The organism is Natronorubrum amylolyticum (assembly GCF_052040145.1).
Classification (GTDB): domain Archaea; phylum Halobacteriota; class Halobacteria; order Halobacteriales; family Natrialbaceae; genus Natronorubrum.
The window spans coordinates 110,149-128,570 of the sequence record NZ_JBPPFW010000004.1; the positions used below are offsets into that span (position 1 = coordinate 110,149).

The 18,422-nt window shown below is 65.2% G+C and carries 19 protein-coding genes, 1 tRNA gene, 1 other RNA gene and 1 pseudogene; 10 read left to right on the forward strand and 12 right to left on the reverse strand.

The genetic code is table 11. The annotated features are described in order from the left end of the window. Window positions 1-4 precede the first annotated feature (4 nt). The 3 genes from ACSFDB_RS16110 to ACSFDB_RS16120 form a co-directional block, all read right to left on the reverse strand. Window positions 5-1,033, reverse strand: a complete 1,029-nt coding sequence (locus ACSFDB_RS16110) for a histone deacetylase family protein (RefSeq protein WP_440771947.1) — start codon at window positions 1,031-1,033, stop codon at window positions 5-7. Window position 1,034: 1 nt separating this feature from the next. After that, window positions 1,035-1,466, reverse strand: coding sequence for a histone (locus ACSFDB_RS16115; RefSeq protein ID WP_090308838.1), 432 nt, complete (start codon window positions 1,464-1,466; stop codon window positions 1,035-1,037). A gap of 66 nt (window positions 1,467-1,532) precedes the next feature. Next, window positions 1,533-2,987: a single-stranded DNA binding protein gene (locus ACSFDB_RS16120; RefSeq protein WP_440771948.1), complete on the reverse strand. Its 1,455-nt coding sequence runs from the start codon at window positions 2,985-2,987 to the stop codon at window positions 1,533-1,535. 299 nt (window positions 2,988-3,286) lie between these two features. Here ACSFDB_RS16120 and ACSFDB_RS16125 point away from each other — a divergent pair. From ACSFDB_RS16125 to ACSFDB_RS16140, 4 genes are all read left to right on the forward strand, one after another. After that, a tRNA-Arg gene (locus ACSFDB_RS16125) sits at window positions 3,287-3,359 on the forward strand. A gap of 245 nt (window positions 3,360-3,604) precedes the next feature. Beyond that, complete coding sequence (locus tag ACSFDB_RS16130; protein ID WP_440771949.1) at window positions 3,605-3,910, forward strand: DUF7344 domain-containing protein; 306 nt, start codon at window positions 3,605-3,607, stop codon at window positions 3,908-3,910. A gap of 183 nt (window positions 3,911-4,093) precedes the next feature. Continuing rightward, complete coding sequence (locus tag ACSFDB_RS16135; RefSeq protein ID WP_440771950.1) at window positions 4,094-5,002, forward strand: esterase/lipase family protein; 909 nt, start codon at window positions 4,094-4,096, stop codon at window positions 5,000-5,002. Between the two features lie 298 nt (window positions 5,003-5,300). After that, complete coding sequence (locus tag ACSFDB_RS16140) at window positions 5,301-6,188, forward strand: esterase/lipase family protein (RefSeq protein WP_440771951.1); 888 nt, start codon at window positions 5,301-5,303, stop codon at window positions 6,186-6,188. 165 nt (window positions 6,189-6,353) lie between these two features. Here the strand turns inward: ACSFDB_RS16140 and rnpB are convergent. Then, window positions 6,354-6,764: RNase P RNA component (rnpB, locus tag ACSFDB_RS16145), an RNA gene on the reverse strand. Between the two features lie 213 nt (window positions 6,765-6,977). On the opposite strand from rnpB, the gene ACSFDB_RS16150 reads away from it, so the two are divergent. Then, window positions 6,978-7,580, forward strand: a complete 603-nt coding sequence (locus ACSFDB_RS16150; protein WP_440771952.1) for a TIGR00296 family protein — start codon at window positions 6,978-6,980, stop codon at window positions 7,578-7,580. 86 nt (window positions 7,581-7,666) lie between these two features. Here ACSFDB_RS16150 and ACSFDB_RS16155 read toward each other — a convergent pair whose 3' ends face one another. From ACSFDB_RS16155 to ACSFDB_RS16170, 4 genes are all read right to left on the reverse strand, one after another. After that, window positions 7,667-8,368, reverse strand: a complete 702-nt coding sequence (locus tag ACSFDB_RS16155; protein ID WP_440771953.1) for a sensor domain-containing protein — start codon at window positions 8,366-8,368, stop codon at window positions 7,667-7,669. Window positions 8,369-8,506: 138 nt separating this feature from the next. Continuing rightward, complete coding sequence (locus ACSFDB_RS16160) at window positions 8,507-8,776, reverse strand: DUF7521 family protein (RefSeq protein WP_440771954.1); 270 nt, start codon at window positions 8,774-8,776, stop codon at window positions 8,507-8,509. Between the two features lie 2 nt (window positions 8,777-8,778). After that, window positions 8,779-9,216: a DUF7521 family protein gene (locus tag ACSFDB_RS16165; protein ID WP_440771955.1), complete on the reverse strand. Its 438-nt coding sequence runs from the start codon at window positions 9,214-9,216 to the stop codon at window positions 8,779-8,781. Further along, window positions 9,213-9,569 carry a helix-turn-helix domain-containing protein gene (locus ACSFDB_RS16170; protein ID WP_440766880.1) on the reverse strand — a complete coding sequence of 119 codons (357 nt, stop codon included), beginning with the start codon at window positions 9,567-9,569 and terminating at the stop codon, window positions 9,213-9,215. The genes ACSFDB_RS16165 and ACSFDB_RS16170 overlap by 4 nt, the downstream gene beginning before the upstream one ends. Window positions 9,570-9,864: 295 nt before the next feature. On the opposite strand from ACSFDB_RS16170, the gene ACSFDB_RS16175 reads away from it, so the two are divergent. The 4 genes from ACSFDB_RS16175 (at window position 9,865) to ACSFDB_RS16190 (ending at window position 12,799) form a co-directional block, all read left to right on the forward strand. Continuing rightward, window positions 9,865-10,647, forward strand: coding sequence for a sensor domain-containing protein (locus ACSFDB_RS16175; protein ID WP_440771956.1), 783 nt, complete (start codon window positions 9,865-9,867; stop codon window positions 10,645-10,647). A 102-nt stretch (window positions 10,648-10,749) separates the two neighbouring features. Beyond that, window positions 10,750-10,887 carry a hypothetical protein gene (locus ACSFDB_RS16180; protein WP_440771957.1) on the forward strand — a complete coding sequence of 46 codons (138 nt, stop codon included), beginning with the start codon at window positions 10,750-10,752 and terminating at the stop codon, window positions 10,885-10,887. 2 nt (window positions 10,888-10,889) lie between these two features. Beyond that, window positions 10,890-11,903, forward strand: coding sequence for an ABC transporter ATP-binding protein (locus tag ACSFDB_RS16185; protein WP_440771958.1), 1,014 nt, complete (start codon window positions 10,890-10,892; stop codon window positions 11,901-11,903). Next, entirely contained in the window at window positions 11,900-12,799 is a 900-nt protein-coding gene (locus tag ACSFDB_RS16190; RefSeq protein ID WP_440771959.1) for an ABC transporter permease, read from the forward strand. The genes ACSFDB_RS16185 and ACSFDB_RS16190 overlap by 4 nt, the downstream gene beginning before the upstream one ends. Window positions 12,800-12,840: 41 nt before the next feature. Here the strand turns inward: ACSFDB_RS16190 and ACSFDB_RS16195 are convergent, their stop codons facing one another. Both ACSFDB_RS16195 and ACSFDB_RS16200 read right to left on the reverse strand, forming a co-directional pair. Beyond that, a complete protein-coding gene (locus tag ACSFDB_RS16195; protein WP_440771960.1) occupies window positions 12,841-13,047 on the reverse strand; it encodes a hypothetical protein in 207 nt (68 codons plus the stop codon). 66 nt (window positions 13,048-13,113) lie between these two features. After that, window positions 13,114-14,274, reverse strand: a complete 1,161-nt coding sequence (locus tag ACSFDB_RS16200; RefSeq protein ID WP_440771961.1) for a nicotinate phosphoribosyltransferase — start codon at window positions 14,272-14,274, stop codon at window positions 13,114-13,116. Window positions 14,275-14,507: 233 nt separating this feature from the next. Between ACSFDB_RS16200 and ACSFDB_RS16205 the strand changes: the two are divergent. After that, window positions 14,508-15,817 (forward strand): annotated as a pseudogene (locus tag ACSFDB_RS16205) (RNA-guided endonuclease InsQ/TnpB family protein). Window positions 15,818-15,941: 124 nt separating this feature from the next. Here ACSFDB_RS16205 and ACSFDB_RS16210 read toward each other — a convergent pair. Both ACSFDB_RS16210 and ACSFDB_RS16215 read right to left on the reverse strand, forming a co-directional pair. Further along, window positions 15,942-16,868: a DMT family transporter gene (locus tag ACSFDB_RS16210; RefSeq protein ID WP_440771962.1), complete on the reverse strand. Its 927-nt coding sequence runs from the start codon at window positions 16,866-16,868 to the stop codon at window positions 15,942-15,944. A 93-nt stretch (window positions 16,869-16,961) separates the two neighbouring features. Continuing rightward, a complete protein-coding gene (locus ACSFDB_RS16215; protein ID WP_440771963.1) occupies window positions 16,962-18,395 on the reverse strand; it encodes an Hvo_1808 family surface protein in 1,434 nt (477 codons plus the stop codon). Window positions 18,396-18,422: the final 27 nt, after the last annotated feature.

The following is an 18,422-nucleotide window of genomic DNA, read 5'->3' on the forward strand; positions in this document are numbered from 1 at the left end:
CCACTCAGCCGTCGAGATCGGTATCCATCCCGTGGGCCTCGAGGACGTCCTCGAGCGCCGATTCGGCTTTCTCGCCGCACTCGGCGTCGGGCTCGATCGGCTCGCGTCCGTCGAACGTCTCGTGGACGATGGCGACGCTGTCGGCGAGCACGTCGAGTCCGTAGCCCCCCTCGAGGATGAATGCGAGCGCGGCGTCGGTCTCGTCGGCGAGCGTTCGGAATCGATCGGTCATCAGGGCGTAGGCCTCCGTCGACAGTCGAATCCGCGAGATCGGATCGTGTCGGTGGGCGTCAAAGCCCGCACTGATCAACAGCAGGTCGGGGTCGTACTCCGTCAGCGCCGCCATAATTGGGCCCTCAACCGCGGCGAGGTACTCGCCGTCGTCCGTTCCGGCGGGCATCGGGATGTTCATCGTCGTTCCGGCACCGTCGCCTTCGCCGGTCTCGTCGATCGCGCCGGTTCCCGGATACAGCCCCTTCTCGTGAATCGAGACGAAGAAAACGTCGTCGCGGTCGTAGAAGATGTCCTGCGTGCCGTTGCCGTGGTGGACGTCCCAGTCGACGATCGCGACCCGTTCGACGTCGTACTCCTCGGAATCCAGCGCGTACTGGGCCGCGACCGCGGCGTTGTTGACGAAGCAAAACCCCATCGCGTCGTCGTAGACGGCGTGGTGGCCCGGCGGCCGGCCGATCGAAAACGGCGTCTTCCGCCCGGTCGCCCCCTCGAGTGCGGCCTCGGCGGCCCAGCAGGCGAGTCCGGAGCTGTGACAGACCGCGTCCCAACTCTCCTCGACGGCCGTCGTGTCGGGATCCCAGTTACCGCCGCCGTCGGCACAGAACTCCTCGACGGACTCGATGTACTCCCGTTCGTGGACGGCCGCCATCCGATCGATATCGCAGGGCTCGGCCTCGACGTACTCGACGCCGTGTTTCTTCTTCAGTCGCTCTCGGATCGCTCGTAGCCGGTCCGGCGACTCAGGGTGGCGCGAACCGGGATCGTGTGCGAGACAGGTCTCGCTGTAGCCGAATTGCATCTCACTCGAACAGCGAGAAGTACGTCTCGATGTCGTCCTCGGTGATGGTTCGTCGGTCGGCGTGGTGGGCGAGGGTCGCGGACGCCCGAGCGACGTTGTCCGCGTAGTCCTCGAGAATATCGGCGAGGGCGACGCGAGCGTCCATCGAGACGCGATAGCGATCGTCGATATCCAGCCTGGCGATGCGGTCGACGGGGGCGACGGGGAGCTCGAGATCGTCCTTGTCGACGACCCGTTCGACGCCGAAATCCTCGGCCATCAGCGTCTTGCGCCCGTCCTCGGTCGCGTGCTCGGCGGCGTCGATCGCGAGCTCGCTCCCGTGTTCTTGGATCCGCGTTGCGAGTTCCTTCGACGCGTCGGCACTCACCCGAAGTTCGCCCGCGTTCCGCCGGATTATCGTGTCCACCGGGGCGAACGGGAGTTCGACGTTCATACCATGATAGGCGAAGCTAACTCCCTTAACGCTTTTCCTAGCCGCTCGATGAGGTTGCTCGCGGCGTCAGAACACGTCGTTTGCCTCGAGGCGCCCGTCGCGGACGACCCCTCGGGCGGTTACCTCCTCGCCGAGACCCACGTCGACGTCGGTCGAGACGCTCATCGTCGACTCGCCGTCGTCCAGTACGACCGGATCGCCGGCCTGCACGACGACCCCGGTGAACTCGAGTTCCTCGCCGTCGGTCGGGTCGTCCGACTCGGCAGCTGCGTCGCTCGAGTCGTCTGCATCGGGGTCGTCCGCCTCTATATCGGCTGCATCGTCACCCTCATCGTCGCCACCGGCGAACGCCGACAGTCCAGCGTTCGCGTCGCTCGAGCCGTCCGACTCGTCGGCTGCGTCGCCGGCACCGGCGGAGTCGGACTCGAGCACCGTGATCGTCGACTGCCAGCCCGCGGAGGCCTCGAGATCGTCCTGCCACCCGTCCTGGATCTCCACGTCGCCGAGGGCGACCTCGTCGCCCGGACCGATGTCGATATCGGCCTTCTCACCCCACATCGCCACGCGGATGTCGCCGGTCGCGTCCTGGACGCGAATGTTTCGAACCTGCCCCTCGGAACCGTCGTCGCGGTCGAAGGTGCGTTTCGGATCAGCCGAGCGGACGACGCCCGCGATGTCGACCATTTGGTCGATCTCGAGCTCCTCGATCGGCGTGCTCTCGGGGACGTACTCGACTTCCTCGTCGACCTCCTCGACGGCACCGCGGTTGCCGACGTGGAGTTCGAGAGTCCCGTCGCGATCCTTGACGTAGCCGTCGATCACTTCGACGGTCGTGCCGGGGTCGATTGCCGTCGCGGTGTCGGCCTGCTCGTCCCACAGCGTCACGCGCACGCGACCGGTCGAGTCGCCGAGAACGAGGTTCGAGACCTTCCCCTCGGAGCCGTCGTCGCGGTCGAACGTGCGAACGCTGTCGGTGTCCAACACGAGTCCGACGAGGTTGACGTTCGAGAGCCCGAGCGAGAGCGCCTCGACGGTGTGCGTATCGGCGACCTGCACGTCGACCTCCGCGTCCGGATCGGGCTGGACGTCGTCGACGCTAATTTCGACACCCGAGAAGCCCTCCTTCGGGCGGCCCTTGACGCGCAGCACCTGGCCCTCCTCGAGTTCCTCGATCGCCGCTTCGGCGTGCTGGTCCCAGAAAGCGGCCCGTACGGAGCCGGTCTCGTCGGCGACTTCGACGTTGACGACGCGGCCGTCCTCGTCCTCGCCGTCGCGTTCGAAGGTTCGCACCTCGCCGATGCTGGTGACCTTGGCGATGAACTTCACGTCTTCCATACCGGGTTCGATGTCGGCGATGCCGCCGACCTCGCTCTCGCCGATCTCGTGAGCGACGAGCATCGCCGCCGTCTCCTCGTCCGCGAGACCCCCCATCTGCTCGACTTTCGCCTCGACGGCCTCGCGAAACTTCTCGAGAGAAACGTCGGCCTCGAGGTCTTCGTACACGCCCTCGATGTCGCTCATTCTAGGTTCGTGCATGCGTAGGTCGCGCATAAGCGTTGTTCATTCGGCGTCGTCGACCGGGGTTTCGACTGGGTCCGGATCGATCCAGTGGCGTTCGATCCTTCCTCTCGAACCGGCCTGTCCTCGCGTCCGAGCGCATACCCCTGCTGGTCCCGGCTTCGTATATAAAATCGCGGCTCGAGGGACCGTCTCCGAGGCCGATCGTGGGAGACGCAGCCACGCATGAATCCGCCAGTCGGCGGCCGTCTGCCGGTCTCTTTCGAAAGGGCTTTAGTGTACACGGGGTTACGAAGAGATGAGTCCTGGTAGGGTAGTGGACTATCCTCTTGGCTTGCGGAGCCAGGGACCGGAGTTCAAATCTCCGTCAGGACGCTCACTTATCGCGGACGCTTCGCATTGCTCAGCGTCCGCTCCCGTGTTCGGTCCTGACGTGCCTTACGCTCACTTCGTTCGCGTAAGACTCCGTCAGGACGTTTTCACCGCCGCAACAACGCTGAGCGCAGTGAGGGGATCGCAGACAGATCACAATTCCCGAATATGTGAGGGAATGAATCTCGTGTCCGCCGGCCTCGCACCTCACAGCACAGTTATACCCTTCCGGAAGGAAAAAGCCTATAATGCTTGATCTGGCCTTTCAGATCTTATCAAACAAACAACGACGTCAGCTACTCACGAAATTATTGGAATCTCGCAACGATACTGGCGTTTGTGTTCCCGAAGAGGTCGTCGATGAGGATCAGCAGTTAGAGGATGCCACACTCGAACTCCGACATCGCCACCTTCCACTACTGGAAGAAGCTCAATTCATCGAGTGGAATTCGAACAGGCACACAGTCGAACGCGGAGCGAAATTCGGCGAAATTCGTCCGCTGCTCCGACTGCTGACCACCAATCCCCACAATCTCCCCGGTGAGTGGACGTAACCGATCGCAACTAAAGAATCGAGGTCCTCGGGGCCTGTATCCCGGACTGAACGCTCAAGAGCAGCGAACTGACTTCGTGTTACGGACGTCTACCACGACCGCGCCCGACTGGAACATGCCGGCCGGGGCGGTACCCGTCTCCATCCCCGAGAACCACCGAAAGCGGTGTACTCGGTGGGACACATGAGTGACAATCACGCGGACACGACGGGCGAATCGAACGACACACAAGGTGAATCGACGACCGTCAGCCGACGGCGAGTCCTCCGGACGACGGCGGCCACCGCAGTCGGTGGGGCCGGTCTCGCCGGCGCCTCCGGCTCGGCCGCCGCGAGCGGCTTCTCGGGCTGCGACGAGTGGCTAGACGCGCCGGCGGAGTACCCGGAGATCGACCTCACCAGTTCCAATCCGTCGGCGGCGAACTTCGAGTCCCTCGAGGACGAGTCCGAACTCGTCGTCTCCGTCCACGGCTGGCTCGGTCTCGAGACCAGCACCGACCAGGCCTACACGCTCGAGCAGGCGCTCGAAGAAACCGGCTACGACGCGCCGGTCGTCGCGGCCTCGTGGGAGGCTGACACCCGAAACTACTGGCGCGCCGAGAGCAGGACCGAGACGGCGGGACAGCGGCTCGCGTCGTGGCTCACATCCGAGCGAGCCAATCTCGAGGAGCGGACGGTCAGGCTGGTCGGCCACTCGCTCGGCGGACGGCTCTGCCTCGAGACGCTCACGGCCCTCGACGGCGACGCGACGGTCGACACCGTCGCGCTGGTCGGCGCCGCCGCGGACGATGATTCGGTCTGTACGGACGGGGAGTACGCCTACGGCATCGACGCCAACGCCGAGACGGTCTCCAACTACCACTCGGAGAACGACGACAGCGTCTGTTACGGCTACGATCTCCAGTCGTTCTCGAGCGGCCTCGGCTGTGCCGGTTCCGACTGCGACGGCGGCTGGATCACCGACGACAGCGGCTCCGTGCCGGATAACTACACCGACGTGGACGTCACCGACGAGGTCGACGACCACTGCGATTACACGAAGCCCGAGGTGGGCTGCGTGCCACGGATCGTCGAGGGCTGGGACTCCAACTGACGGAGCGCGAGAGACCCACCGACCGAGACGGCAGCCACGTGGTTACGGGTCCGGCGACGGGGGTGAAGGGGCCAGTCGGCGGGTGTCGCGTTGGCATCGGTACCGACAGGTCACGCCGGTCGCCGATATAGTTCTGGAACTGTTAGGTGGCGCGTGGCAGGACGTGCGTCTCGCCACTGCCTCACGTTGCGGTCACGCATATCCGACCGACAGCGTCCATCTTTGCCGAACAGTAGTTTGTATTGCCAAGTACACACCAACAGATTTTTATAACACGTTGAAATTGGTATGCCCCGTCATGACAGAAAATGACAAGGGAGGCGGTAACATGGGTCAAGAGAGATGGACCGAGAACAAAAGTGACCTCAATCGCCGGTGCCTGCTCAGGGCGACGTCGTCGGCGGCCGTGGGGGCCGTCGGTGTTGGGGCGGCGAGCACGTCGGTATCCGCTGGCGAGGTAAAGGACTGCACGGACTGGCCGGTCGAGGCGCCAGCCGACTATCCGGAGGTCGACCTGACGGGTGCCCCATCGGAGTCGAATATCCCGCACGGCGTCGACGAGATCTGCATCTACGTTCACGGCTGGAACGGGATGAAGTCCAGCGAGAACCAGGCCTACACCTATGAGACCGCGTTGGGACAGAACGGCTACGATGCACCCGTCGTGGCGGCCACGTGGGACGCCGATACGGCCAACTTCTGGGGCGCCGAGAGCAACGCCGACACGGCGGGCCAGCGGCTGGCCGACTGGCTCCGGGACTACCGCGCAGCGAACCCGTCGACGACGATCCGGCTGACGGGGCACTCGCTGGGTGGACGGGTGAGCCTTGCGACGTTAAACGCGCTCGGCGGTGACGAGGTCATCGACACCGTCGCGTTGCTCGGAGCGGCCGTCAACGATGACACCGTCTGTGACGACGGCAAGTACGCCGACGGCATCACTCACTCGGCTCACGTCGTCTACAACTACCACTCCGAGGACGACGACACGGTCTGTACGCTGTACGGCCTCCAGACGTGGGGCAGCGGCGTCGGCTGTGAAGGCGCCGACTGCGGCGGCTGGTTCAGTTCCGGTTCGACGCCAGACAGCTACTACGACCGCGACGTGACTGCACAGGTCGATGGTCACTGCGAGTTCATGCGGCCCGATATCGGCTGCGTTCCCCAGATCGTAAACGACTTCTGAGGGCCACAGCGAGGCTGTAATCCACCATTTTCACGGCGGCGACGGAGCACCGTGTCGAATCGGGTGGCGGTGAGTCACGGGACGCTGCGACAGGCGACGTCCGTCTGGGTCCGTGCCGGAGCGATTGGAGAGCGATCCGGCGCTGCCGCTCACGGGTTCGAAATTGGGTGAGAGGAGTAAGCCCCCTTCTGTTCGTCCCGGCATTCGGCTGAGCGTCCGCGCCGTCCGCGGCGAGGCCGCGGGGCGTTCGGGCTACCACGGCACGGACTTGCACCGGTGAGGGTTCGCCGTTCCATCGCTCCTCGGCCGTCTGGGTGCGGTCGATCGTGACATCGCGGGTCTCGCGCCGGAGGCGCTCCGAACCGCGTACACGATCCGCGGATTTGAACCACGGGGTATCAACCGCAATCCTCTGCGGGTTAGCTCCCCTTCCTCTCGGTCGGGTTCGCGCGCATCATCGGTCGGGCCGAGACGTGTCGTTTCTGTTCCAGAGCCAGCGGTCTCCCGCTCCGGACTTGCGCCCGGTCACCTGCCCGAACAGGTGGGGGGACTTTCCTCGCGAGCGTGATGCATCCCGAAGGGATGGATCACGTTAGAGCGTTGCGCGTCCCGGAGGGACGGGCAACGTCAGATAGCTGCCCCGTCTCCGGGACAGCTATCGCGGCAGCCAGGCTCTCTCTCCCAGTTATCGTACGACCGGCGGCCGAATAAGTCCCCCGGTCGACGCGACGGCTCACCGTTCGATTCGAATGGAAGCGTTTTAGGAGAACAATTCCCATGTATATCTGTATGTCCCAGCGACAGGGCGTCAACCTCTCCTACGAAGACGGTGCACGCGCGGTCGAACTCGCGCGCGAGTCCGTCGAATCTTTCGTACAACACGGGCAACGAGAACAGCCGGGTAGCATGCGCGAGGCCTTCTACGAACGAACCGGCGCGTTCGTCCGCCTCGAGTCCACCCGCGGGCGGGGCAGCCTGCGCGGCTGTGCCGGTGGCTATCGCTCGGGCGAGCAACTCGGCCACGTTATCGTCGACGCGGCGATCGAAGCCGCGAGCGAGGATTCCTGTGGCTCCGAAGTAACCCCCTCAGAGCTTCCGAATCTCACTGTCTCGGTCTGTGCCGTCCGGAACGTCGTCCTGACCGACGATCCGCTGGCCGATCTCGAGTTGGGAACCCACGGCGTCGCCGTCGACGGCGGCGGCGAGAGCGGCTGGCTCTATCCGACAGTCCCCGTCGAGAACCGGTGGAGCGCCGAGGAGTACCTCGATCGAACCAGCCGAAAGGCGGGGCTGGCACCGAAGGCCTGGCAGGACGACGACGTCATCGTCACGCTGTTCGAAGGGCAGGTGTTCCGCGAGCGCGACGCCGACGGCAGCATCGAGGAACTCTAACCGACGACGCGACGAAGCGTACTGTTCGGCTCGCCGACGCCGGCGAAGACCGCTGCAGCGTGCCGTCCCGTTCTACACTGCTCCTGCTACCGCGTTGGTTTCGACGGCCCGACCTCGAGCAGCGCGGCTGACAGTCGACCGCCGGCGATCGCCAATCCGTTCCAGAGGTGCATGGCGAGGAAGCCGCCGAGAACGCCAGCCGCGGAGACGACGAGCGCCGCCGGCAGCGTCTCGACATCGTACGCGCCGACGGTGTAGGTAATCGTCGGGTCCGCGTACACCAGCGGTGCGGCGAGCGCGGCCAGCACGAGAGAGCCCGCGGTGACGATCACGGTGAACGCGAGGATACCGTAGACGAATTTGGCGACCACTAGCACCAGACTGGTCCAGGTCGTCGGCGCGGTCACCAGCGCCGCGAGGGCGTCGAGGACGCCGTCCTCGGCTCGCGAGAGACTGCGGGGATTCTCGGCGCGCAGCGATTCGGGCAGCGGCGCGTTGACGCCGACGAGGTGGCTCGTCAGCCGCGCGTCGAACGCCGCGAGCACCGTCGTGCCGATCAGCGTCAGGACGAGCAGCGGGAGCCCCACGAGCGTCACGAGTAATCCGAACCCGAGCGAGAACCCGATCGTGACGGCGGTGAAATAGACGATTCCGAGGGGGAACGCGAGCAGCAGATAACAGAGGTTCAGGTAGGTCCGCGCGCGAAACGGGACCCCGAAGAACCAGCGCAGCGGTCGGTCGTCCGGTCCGTCAGTGCTGTCTCGAGCGGTCAGTGTTGCGTAGGTCATTGGCCTCGCTCGAGACGACGGGCCGGCGAACCCTATAACGAGAGAGCGAGTTGGCGGATCGCCAACCCTGCACAACGATTATATACTGGGGTAAATCGCACCTCCCGCTGTCGACCGTCGACCGTCGACCGCTTCCGGTCACCGATCGAACGTCCGGTAAATGGCGAGCAGTCCGGCGGTGTGAAAGAGCGTGATCGCGAGGAGACTCTGGGCGTCGGTGAGCCCGAGGACGGGATCGAAGAGGTAGAGGATCAGGTACGGAATCACCGCGATACAGACGATCCCGATCGCGAGCGCGCGCATCGTCGGGCTGTCGTTCCGCCGGTAGCCCCGGTAGGCGAGGTGGGCGACGAACAGCCCCACGACTGCGGTGAGGGCGGACGCGACTGCGGTGATGGATTCGAGCATGGTCAGGTGGTGTAGACGGCGTAGAGGATGACCAACAGGCCACACAACTCTGAGAGCGTCGTGAGCAGCAACTGGGCCGCAAGCGGCACGGCCTCGAGGTTCCCCGCGAGCAGTCGGACGAACATCGGAGCCGGCGCAAGCAGGAACATCCCGACGGCGAGCAGCAGGATCGGACGCGCCCGCGTCCGCCGGTAGCCCTCGACGAACCGGTAGGTGACGAGGACGGCGAGGACGGTCGCCACGAAAAACGTCACGACGGCGGCGAGCACGACGGGCATCGAGCCGCCCTCGACGTCCACCTGCAGCGGCAGCGAGGCGAGTAGCGAGGGCTCGAGTGACCCAATCCACGTCGCCAACTCGGACCCGACCGAATCATCGACCGTCGCGACTCGGCGCGCCGCCTCGAGCCCGCTCGTCGGTGTGGTGATCGGCCCGATCATCCGGAGAACTCCTCGTAGAGCCGCGTGAAGGTGTCCGCGGCGTCTTCCTCGCGATAGTCGACCGTCACGTCGAAACCGTCGTCGGTCACGTCGATCGCGACGTGCTCGAGGCGGGCGACGTAGACCTTGTAGTGGTGGCCGTTCGGGTCGAGTCGTTGCTGGTCCGCCAGGAGGTCGCGCTCCTGGAGGCGATCGATACGGCGGTAGACGGTCGAGGGATCGGCGTCGCAGGCGTCGCTCAGCGCCTCGACGGACTGTGCGTCGCGGTAGGTCTCGAGGATGATCGTCCGCGCGTACTCGTCCTCGAGCAGGGCGAGTAGCTCCTCGGTGTCGGCGTCGACGACGGTCGTCATCGCTGGTCCCTCCCTCGAGTGTCGACGGCGTCGGACGAGTCCGAACGGCGCTCGAGTCGCACGTTCGTCGCGACGGAGCCGCGAGTCCTGCCGGTAGCGGACTGCAGGCCGTCGACGGGTTCCAGTTGCCGGTCCGACACGTCCCTCTGGACTCCCGCTCGAAAGGCAATAATCGTTCGGATCTACGGGACGTTCGCGACGGCGTTCGCATAGACGGCGGTCACGGCACGGCACGCCACGCCCGGGTTCGAGGCCCCACCAAGATTTATCTTAGGTGGTCGACGAGAGTTTTGCTGTGAGTCTTCGAGCGGGATCCATCCGCATCGACGGCGTCGGGCGGACGATGCGGACCGCAGCACTCAGTCCGTTTCGTCCGCAGACCTATCTGAACCTCTTGTACCTGCTCCTCGCGTTTCCGCTCGGCATCATCTACTTCGTCTTTCTGGTGACCGGCTTCTCGCTCGGGTTCGGGCTGCTGATTATCGCGGTCGGCCTACCGATCTTGCTCCTCGTGCTCGCCGCGAGCCACGTCTTCGCGGCCTTCGAGCGCGCGACGACCCGACATCTACTGTCGATCGAGATCGACTCGCCCGGCTACCCGTTTCTCGACGGCGAGGACGGGATCGACGGCGCTCGACTGCTCGTCTTCGGTCTCGAGACGTACGCGGCGATCTGTTACCTCTTTCTCAAGTTCGTCGTCGGCATCGTCTCGTTCGTGCTGCTGACGACGTTGCTCACTACTGCCATCGCCCTGCTCCTGACGCCGCTGTACTACGACCAGCCGAACGTGCAGGTGGGCCTGATCAATGGGGGCGAACCGATCCATCTCACGCCGTCGCTGGAACTCCCGTGGAACGAACTGCTCGTTGGGGTCGAGTTCGCCATCACGATCGCCGAGTGGGAGGCGACGACGCTCCCCGAGGCGCTGGCGGTTTCGGTCGTCGGAGTCGTCGTTCTGGTGGCTTCGCTCGCGCTGTTGAACGCGTTCGCGTGGCTCAACGGGCAGGTCAGCAGACTGTTTCTGGGAACGGCCGGACGGGACGCACTCGAGTACATGCGCGAGCGCACCGCCAGCTAACCGCCCGCCCGGCGGAACCAGTATATAACTGTTCGCCACGACTGCCGGCCCGACAACTGTGAATCTGCTTATAGGATGCTCCCGGTCGACGGTCGAAACGCGATGGGAGACACGCAGACCGACACCGATTCCGAAACCCGACTGACGGACGGCACGGCACCGCAGCGAGCGGGCCAGAGCCATCGAACCGAGCGAGCGGACTGGAACGACGACCGCCGACGGTCCACGGGGGTGGTGTGACGATGGCCGCGATCAAAACGACCGGGCTGACGAAACGCTACGGCGAGGAAACGGCCCTCGAGGCCCTCGAGTTGACCGTCGAGGCGGGCGAGGTCTTCGGCTTTCTCGGGCCGAACGGCGCGGGGAAGACGACGACGATCGACCTCCTGCTCGACTTCATCCGGCCGACCGAGGGGTCGGCGACGGTGCTCGGCTACGACACCCACGAGGAGACCGACGCCGTTCGCGACCGCGTCGGCATCCTCCCCGACGGCTTCGACCTCTGGGAGCGCTCCTCGGGCTCCCGACACCTCGAGTTCGCCCTCGACTCGAAGGGCGGAACCGAGTCACCGGAGGCGCTGCTGGAACGCGTCGGGCTGGACCTTGCCGACGCCGAGCGGCCGGTCGGCGACTACTCGAAGGGGATGAAACAGCGACTCGCGATGGCGATGGCGCTCGTCGGCGACCCCGACCTCCTCGTGCTGGACGAGCCCTCGAGCGGCCTCGATCCCCACGGAATCCGGATCTTTCAGGAGATCATCCGCGAGGAGGCCGCCGACGGGACGACCGTCTTCTTCTCGAGTCACATCCTCGGGCAGGTGTCGGCGGTCTGTGACCGCGTGGGCATCCTCGACGGCGGCGAACTGGTCACCGTCGACACCATCGCCGGACTGCGCGAGCGCTCGGGCGTGGGCTCGAGTCTCGTCGTCGACGTCGCAGGAGAGCCCGCAGTTGACCGCACCGGACTCGTCGATATCGACGGCGTAAGCGAGGTGACGGCCGAAGAGAACGGTCGGCTCCGGATAACGTACGCCGACCCGGCCGCCAAGGCCCGCACGATCCACCGCCTCGTCGAGTCCGGAACGCCGATCGTCGACTTCGAGATCGAAGAGGCGACGCTCGAGGACCTCTTTTCTGCGTTCACCGGCGTCGACGCGGCGTCAGACCACGAGCGGGCGACGGGGGCCGACGACTCGACGGTCGCGCAGCGAACGGCGGCCGACGGTGGTGTGGCAGAGAAGGAGGTGGGTCGATGAGCACCACGCTGTTGGCCCGAAAGGACTTCGAGGACGCGATTCGCTCGCGGATGATCTGGGCGGTGATGGGCGTCTTCGTCTTCCTGATGGGAATCATCGCGGTCGGCGCCGCGACCGACAACCTCTCGGATACCGAACCAACGGAGGTCATCGGCGTCGTCGCCAACATCGGCGGACTCCTCCTCATCCCGATTCTGGCCCTGCTCGTCGGCTACATGGCCGTCGTCGGCGAGCGACAGTCGGGCAGCCTGCGGGTGCTGTTCGGCCTCTCCCACAGCCGCTGGGACGTGTTCGCCGGCAAATTCCTGAGCCGGCTGGCCGTCATCGCCGTCGCATCGATCGTGGCTTGTCTCGTTGCCATCGTGATCGCGCTCGCGCTGTTCGACGACGTGCCGATCGGGACCTTCCTCTGGTTCTCGGCGCTGACGATCCTCCTCGGGATGGCCTTTACCGCCATCGCGGTCGGCGTCTCGGCGATGGCGTCCTCGAGGATGCAGGCGATGGGCGGCGCGATCGGGAGCTACGTCGTCTTCACGCTCGTCTGGCACCCGGCCGTCACGGCCGTCCACTACCTCCTCGAGGGCGAACTGCCGGGACTCGAGGCCCCCGAGTGGTACTTCTTCCTCCTGCAGCTGAACCCGCTCGAGGCCTACCGCGCGGTCTCGAGCGAACTGGCCGACCAGTTCATCTGGCCGATGCTCGGCTGGCAGACCATGGTCGAGGACATTCCCGAGGAGACGATGGAGAACCCGAACGCACTCCTGGTCTCGAACCGCGTGAGCGGCGAGTTGCCGTTCTACCTCAGCGACTGGTTTGCCGCCGTCGTCCTGCTGTGCTGGATCGTGATCCCGCTCGCGATCGGCTACTGGCGGTTCGAGCGAGCGGATCTGAACTGAACGAGACTCCCACCCACCGCGGCGCTGTGACCGGGAGTGGGTTACTCCCGCTCGTGGAGTTTCGACTCGAGCAACTGGTCGAGGGCGGCGAAGACGGCGTCGACGACGAGCCAACAGACGACGACGTTGCCGAGTGCGAAGAGACCGATCCGGACCGAGCCGAGCGGACCCGAGACCATCATGGCGGACCAGTTGACGACGGCTGCAAAGAGACCAATTCCGACCAATTTGAGCGTCAACAGGTTCACGATCGCGTTGCGAGACGGCGCCGCGTCGCTGCAGACTCCATACCGCGTCTGCCGACGGCAGAGAGTTCAATCCGTTGATTCGTCAAAGCCGACTCGCTCCGCGTCGGCCAGACACCGTTCGCTCGCCGCCTCGAGGTCGAACTCCCGAACCACTTCGCCGTCGCGAACGAGCGGCTCGAGCAGGGGCTCTCCGTCCTCGGGTCCCTCGCGGTCGGCGAGCGCGACGTGGTGGCCCCCCGCCGACGTTCGGTACACCTCCTTCACGCCAGAGAGCTTGCCCCGCTTGGAGACCGGCTCCCCCTCGAGGGAGACGATATCGAGGCTGAAGTCGACCGAGTCGGCGCCCGTGATGTGGCTGCCGACGCCGAAGCCGTCCGCAATATCCCGAAGATTGCGGATCGACTCGGGGGTGAGCCCGCCGCTACAGAAGATATCGACGTCCTCGTGGCCGCGCGCGTCGAGTTCCCAGCGGATCTCGCGGACGATGTGTCGGAAGTCGCCGCGTCTCGAGCCCGTGGTATCGAGTCGAACGCCCTCGAGATCGTCTCCGAGCGTCTCGGCGGCCAGCAGGCTCTCGCTCTTTTCGTCCCAGAAGGTGTCGGTCAGCGCGATCCGCGGGACGTCCTCGCCGACGGCCTCGTCGAACGCCGTCCACGCCTCGGCCTGGTTGCCCTCGCCGAAACAGAACATGAGCGCGTGGGGCATCGTCCCGCCGGCTTCGCGACCCAGAATATCGCCCGCGGCGACGTGCGAGAAGCCGTCGAGTCCGGCGAGCAACGCGGCGCGCTCGACCGTCGCCGCGATCGAGGGGTGGACGTGACGCGCGCCGAACGAGAGGACGAGCGAGTCGGGCGCCGCCCGCCGAACCTCGAGTGCGCCCGTCGCGAACCCGCTGGGCTGGGACAGAAAGCCGAGCAGCGAGGTCTCGAGTTCGGCGAACTCGAGGTAGGAGCCTTCGATTCGCATTACGGGGCCGCCGTCGAACAGTTGGCCGTCGGGCAGCGCGTCGATATCCACGTCGCGGCCCTCGAAGAGCGTCGCGACGTCGGCGACGCCGGTGAACACCTCGAAGGCGCCGGTGGGGAACTGATCGGCCGTCACCTCGGCGACGACGTGGGGGTTCTTCCCCGCGTGCTCGAGGGTGTCCCGGGTGCGCTCGAAGTAGGCGTCGGTGGCGCGACCCTCGAGAATCGCCTCCGCTGGGACGGTTCCGAACGGGTTTGTCATACCGACGACTTTCCGGGGCGGACAAAAAAGCTACCTGAAACAGCGAAAGAGTCCCGCCGTTTACGGCGTCCTCAGAAATCAGAGATTTCTGATGGGCCTCGCAAACCTTCGGTTTGCTCAACGGGCGTGAATCGCGTCACTCGATGACGCAACCAGCGACAATGACTGGGCCGGATATTCACTTTCACTACGGACGGCCAGCCTATACGTACGTTCGCCGACATAGGCTACGTATGGCGAAGCGGGTCGTCCGCACCCACATCGCGTCTATCCGCAACCAGCGACAGGTGCAAGACGACCTCGATTCGATCGGGTTCGCTGCCTCGAAACTCTGGAACGTCCTCAGAAATCGAAGATTTCTGATGGGCTGCACAAGAGCTTCGCTCTTGTGAGCGTTGCACGGTGGACGTGCGACCGCATCTGGAGCGAAACGGGCCGTATTCCCGGCCACGCCGAACTCTCCTCGTACCTCAAGACACACGAACGCTACGCGGACCTCAACGCACAGTCCAGTCAGCGAGTTATCCAAGAACTCGCTGAAGCGTTCAAATCGTGGTATGGCCATCGGCAGAACGGGAACCAAAACGCGAACCCGCCAGCATACCGCAAGCACAACGACACCCATCCACGTTCGACGGTCACGTTCAAAGAAGACGGGTTCAAACACGACCCCGAGAACGGTCGCATCCGTCTCTCGAAAGGCCGCAACCTCAAAGAGTCGTGGTCGGACTTCATCCTTTGCGAGTACGAGGCCGACCCCGACGCGGCCATTGAGAACGTTCAACAGGTCCGGGCCGTGTACGACCGTGGCGAGTGGCGACTTCACTTCGTCTGTCGCCACGAAATCGACCCTGACCCATCCGGCAATGGAACGGCGGGTATCGACCTCGGTATCTCGAATATCGCCGCCGTGTCGTTCGGTGGCGAAGGTGTTCTTTATCCCGGCGGGGCACTCAAAGAGGACGAATACTGGTTCGCCAAGAAGTGCGCCGAGTGCGACGATTCGTCCTCGACCGAGGCAGACCGCCTTAACCGCAAGCGGACCGACCGCCGGATGCACTTCTTGCACGCGCTGTCGAAAGACATCGTTACCGAGTGTGTCAACCGAGGCGTCGGAACCATCGTCGTGGGTGACCTCGGCGGTATCCGCGACGGCAAAGACTGGGGCGACCACGGCAATCTCGACTTACACGGGTGGGCGTTCGACCGCTTCACGTCGATGCTCGAATACAAGGCCGAAGCCGAAGGAATCGACGTTGAGCGCGTCTCCGAACGCGACACGTCGAAGACGTGTTCGGCGTGTGGCACCGAGGACAACAGTCAGCGCGTTGAGCGCGGCCTATACATCTGCGAGTCGTGCGGCACGGTATCAAACGCCGACATCAACGGCGCTGAGAACATCCGCGAAAAGGTACTCCCGAGTCTCGCCTGTGATGGGGGAGATAGGGATAACGGCTGGATGGCACAGCCAGCAGTCCGCCTGTTCGACCGTAGCGAGGGCCGTTTCGCCCCGCGAGAACAGGTCGTGGACTGCAAACCCTAATATCCCAACTGCGGTCGGGAAACCGCGGCGTTTACGCCGGGGAGGATGTCATTCGTCTGCGGCCGGAGCCGCGAGCGCGTCCGTTTCGGCTCCCTCAAACGTGCGGTTCTGGTTCCGGCGGACGTTACTCGGCCGCCAATTCGGCTTTTAGCGCCGAAAGCTCCCGTGCGATAAACCGCCGCTTCGTGAGGACGAATCCGACGGCGATGAGGGCGAATCCGAGGACGGTCGAAAGGTAGATCGTTTCGCCGAGGTAGAGCCAGCCGACGACCGCAGCGATGGCCGGTGCGACGTACGAAACCATGTTGAGTTCGACCGGACCGAGCGCTTCGAGCAGGGTGAAGTACAGGAAGAAGCCGAGCACGCTCGAGACGATCACCAGAAACGCCAGCGAGCCGATCGCCTGCGGGTTCGTCCACGCGCCGACGTTGATCGGTTCGCCCATCGACGCGCTCACCGCGTGCATGAGCATCGCCCCGCCGAGCATCGCCCACGCCTGCATCGTGAGCGTGGGAAGCGACGACTCGATTCGGCGCGAAAGGACGCTTCCGAGCGCCATCGCCGACGCGGCACAGAAGATGAGAGCCGTCGCGACCACGTCCGACGACAGCAAATTCCCCGGATCGGGACGGGCGATGACGACCACGCCGGCCACACCGCAGAGGAGGCCGACGATGCCGACCGGGGTCAGCGAATACTCCGGGACGAACACCCGCGAGAAGCCGGCCGAGAGAATCGGTGTGAGACTCACGATGATCGCGGCCGTCGCGGCCGTCGTGTACTGTTGGCCGGCGAAGAGAAAGGCGTGATACGCGGCGATGAGAAACACCGCACCGATGGCGACCTCGGTCCACTCGGTTCGCCCCCGCGGACGCCAGACGTCCGCCGTGACATAGACGTACGCGAGGAGGAGTACCGCGGCGAGATCGTATCGAAACGCGGCGAAGAGCACCGGGGGAAAGTGCAACAGCCCGGCGCTGATCGCGACGAACGTCGTTCCCCAGATGAGACAGAGGGTGAGAAACAGGCCGCCGTTCCGATATCGGTTCACGAACCGGATGTTATCGGCACCGCCGCTTGAATACACCGAACTCCGCGTTCCTCGAGAGCCCACCGCTCCGCGTCGATCGGTCCCACAGTTGCGTTACGGTCGCGCAGCGACAATCGACCCCGAGACATTCGTCGCCGTCGCTGGCGCCGTGACCGGGCGCTCGAGCGTCGCAGAGGCGGTTCCCGACCCGTGAATCGCCTCGAGATCGTCGACCGTCGGCGCGCCGACGAGTTCGACGAGATCCCCGTCGACGGTCACGCGGTAGGCGCCAGCGAACGCCTCGCCGTCTTCGATTCGGTAGACGTCGTCCGTACCTTCGACCGCCGTCGCCCCCCGGTTCTCGAGGAGCGCTCGGTAGGCGTCGGCGAACTCGGCGGCGTCGTCGTCGCTCTCCCAGGCGAGTTTCCAGACGTGTCCGGTGCGGTCCTCGTCGTCCGCGTCGTGGTAGACCTGCACGGTGTCGCCGGTCCAGCCGTCGGTCGCCGGGTAGGAGTAGTTGTACGGCGAGAGCTCCGTCGCCCCGTCGGTGAGCCACCGGTCGACGACGTCGTTGGTCCAGAGGGCGGCGAACAGCGTCGCCTCGCCGACCGTCTCCGTGCGGGGCTCGCTCCCGCGGGTGAACGGCTCCCAGTCGTCGCTCGAGCGGTCCGGCACTTCGACATCGACCGGCCGATCGTCCGGATATTTTTCGGGGTGGATCAGCTGGCTCGTACTCGCCGGACGGTCGTCGTAGGCGTCGTCGACGGCGGCCCAGCCCCCCCGATCTCGGAGGTGGTCGACGAACGGCGGGCCCTCCGAGTACGGCGCGTAGATCGAGAGAAAGAGCCCGGCGTTGAACGGGGTCTCGCCGAGGTTCGTGGCCGGGGGCCGCTCGTACTCGGCCAGACACTGCCACTCCTCGCCGCAGCGCTGGTCATACAGGTACGGAATGTAGTTCGCCTCACCCTCGGTGAGCCCGATCTCGGCTCGCTGTTCGTCGATCGACTGGCCGCTCCGGTCGAGGCCGAACTGCTGGTCCTGGAGCGCGTGGACCAGTTCGTGGACCAGCGTGTTACGGTTGATCCGAATCTCGTTCGTGTCGTCCGTGATGATGACGATCCGGTCGTTCGTGTAGTAGCCCTGGACGGCCCCGCCGTAGAGGGTGTTCATCGCCCGACTGACGTCCGTCTCGCCGTCGACGATGAACGCGCCGCGCCAGACCTCGTTGACGAACGGCGACGCCGATCGGGGGGCGCCGCGCTGGCTGCGATACTCGTCTCTGGAGATCACCTCGAGCCTGACGTCGTGTTCGAACTGCAGCCCGCGAACGACCTCGATCCGGGCCATCGAGCGGTACTTGACGGCCTCGAGCTGGCGCTCGGTGAGCGCGTCCGCGTCGTCGAACTCGAAAGCGTCGTCGTGCGCGTAGCCGCCGACGTAGCCGAGCTCTCGGTCGGTATCGAACCGATCCGGTGAGTCGGGGAGGGCACAGCCCGAGAGCACGAGAAGAGAGACGACCGCGAGGAGTCCGAGGTGGCCCCGTTGCATCGATCCCCTCTTTCGACGGCGAGGTCA

What these genes read in the sequence shown, in the direction of transcription:
- ACSFDB_RS16110 (WP_440771947.1), bottom strand. Translation starts at nt 1,033, where the DNA reads ATGCAATTCGGCTACAGCGAGACCTGTCTCGCACACGATCCCGGTTCG.
- ACSFDB_RS16115 (WP_090308838.1), bottom strand. Translation starts at nt 1,466, where the DNA reads ATGAACGTCGAACTCCCGTTCGCCCCGGTGGACACGATAATCCGGCGG.
- ACSFDB_RS16120 (WP_440771948.1), bottom strand. Translation starts at nt 2,987, where the DNA reads ATGAGCGACATCGAGGGCGTGTACGAAGACCTCGAGGCCGACGTTTCT.
- ACSFDB_RS16130 (WP_440771949.1), top strand. Translation starts at nt 3,605, where the DNA reads ATGCTTGATCTGGCCTTTCAGATCTTATCAAACAAACAACGACGTCAG.
- ACSFDB_RS16135 (WP_440771950.1), top strand. Translation starts at nt 4,094, where the DNA reads ATGAGTGACAATCACGCGGACACGACGGGCGAATCGAACGACACACAA.
- ACSFDB_RS16140 (WP_440771951.1), top strand. Translation starts at nt 5,301, where the DNA reads ATGACAGAAAATGACAAGGGAGGCGGTAACATGGGTCAAGAGAGATGG.
- ACSFDB_RS16150 (WP_440771952.1), top strand. Translation starts at nt 6,978, where the DNA reads ATGTCCCAGCGACAGGGCGTCAACCTCTCCTACGAAGACGGTGCACGC.
- ACSFDB_RS16155 (WP_440771953.1), bottom strand. Translation starts at nt 8,368, where the DNA reads ATGACCTACGCAACACTGACCGCTCGAGACAGCACTGACGGACCGGAC.
- ACSFDB_RS16160 (WP_440771954.1), bottom strand. Translation starts at nt 8,776, where the DNA reads ATGCTCGAATCCATCACCGCAGTCGCGTCCGCCCTCACCGCAGTCGTG.
- ACSFDB_RS16165 (WP_440771955.1), bottom strand. Translation starts at nt 9,216, where the DNA reads ATGATCGGGCCGATCACCACACCGACGAGCGGGCTCGAGGCGGCGCGC.
- ACSFDB_RS16170 (WP_440766880.1), bottom strand. Translation starts at nt 9,569, where the DNA reads ATGACGACCGTCGTCGACGCCGACACCGAGGAGCTACTCGCCCTGCTC.
- ACSFDB_RS16180 (WP_440771957.1), top strand. Translation starts at nt 10,750, where the DNA reads ATGGGAGACACGCAGACCGACACCGATTCCGAAACCCGACTGACGGAC.
- ACSFDB_RS16185 (WP_440771958.1), top strand. Translation starts at nt 10,890, where the DNA reads ATGGCCGCGATCAAAACGACCGGGCTGACGAAACGCTACGGCGAGGAA.
- ACSFDB_RS16190 (WP_440771959.1), top strand. Translation starts at nt 11,900, where the DNA reads ATGAGCACCACGCTGTTGGCCCGAAAGGACTTCGAGGACGCGATTCGC.
- ACSFDB_RS16200 (WP_440771961.1), bottom strand. Translation starts at nt 14,274, where the DNA reads ATGACAAACCCGTTCGGAACCGTCCCAGCGGAGGCGATTCTCGAGGGT.
- ACSFDB_RS16215 (WP_440771963.1), bottom strand. Translation starts at nt 18,395, where the DNA reads ATGCAACGGGGCCACCTCGGACTCCTCGCGGTCGTCTCTCTTCTCGTG.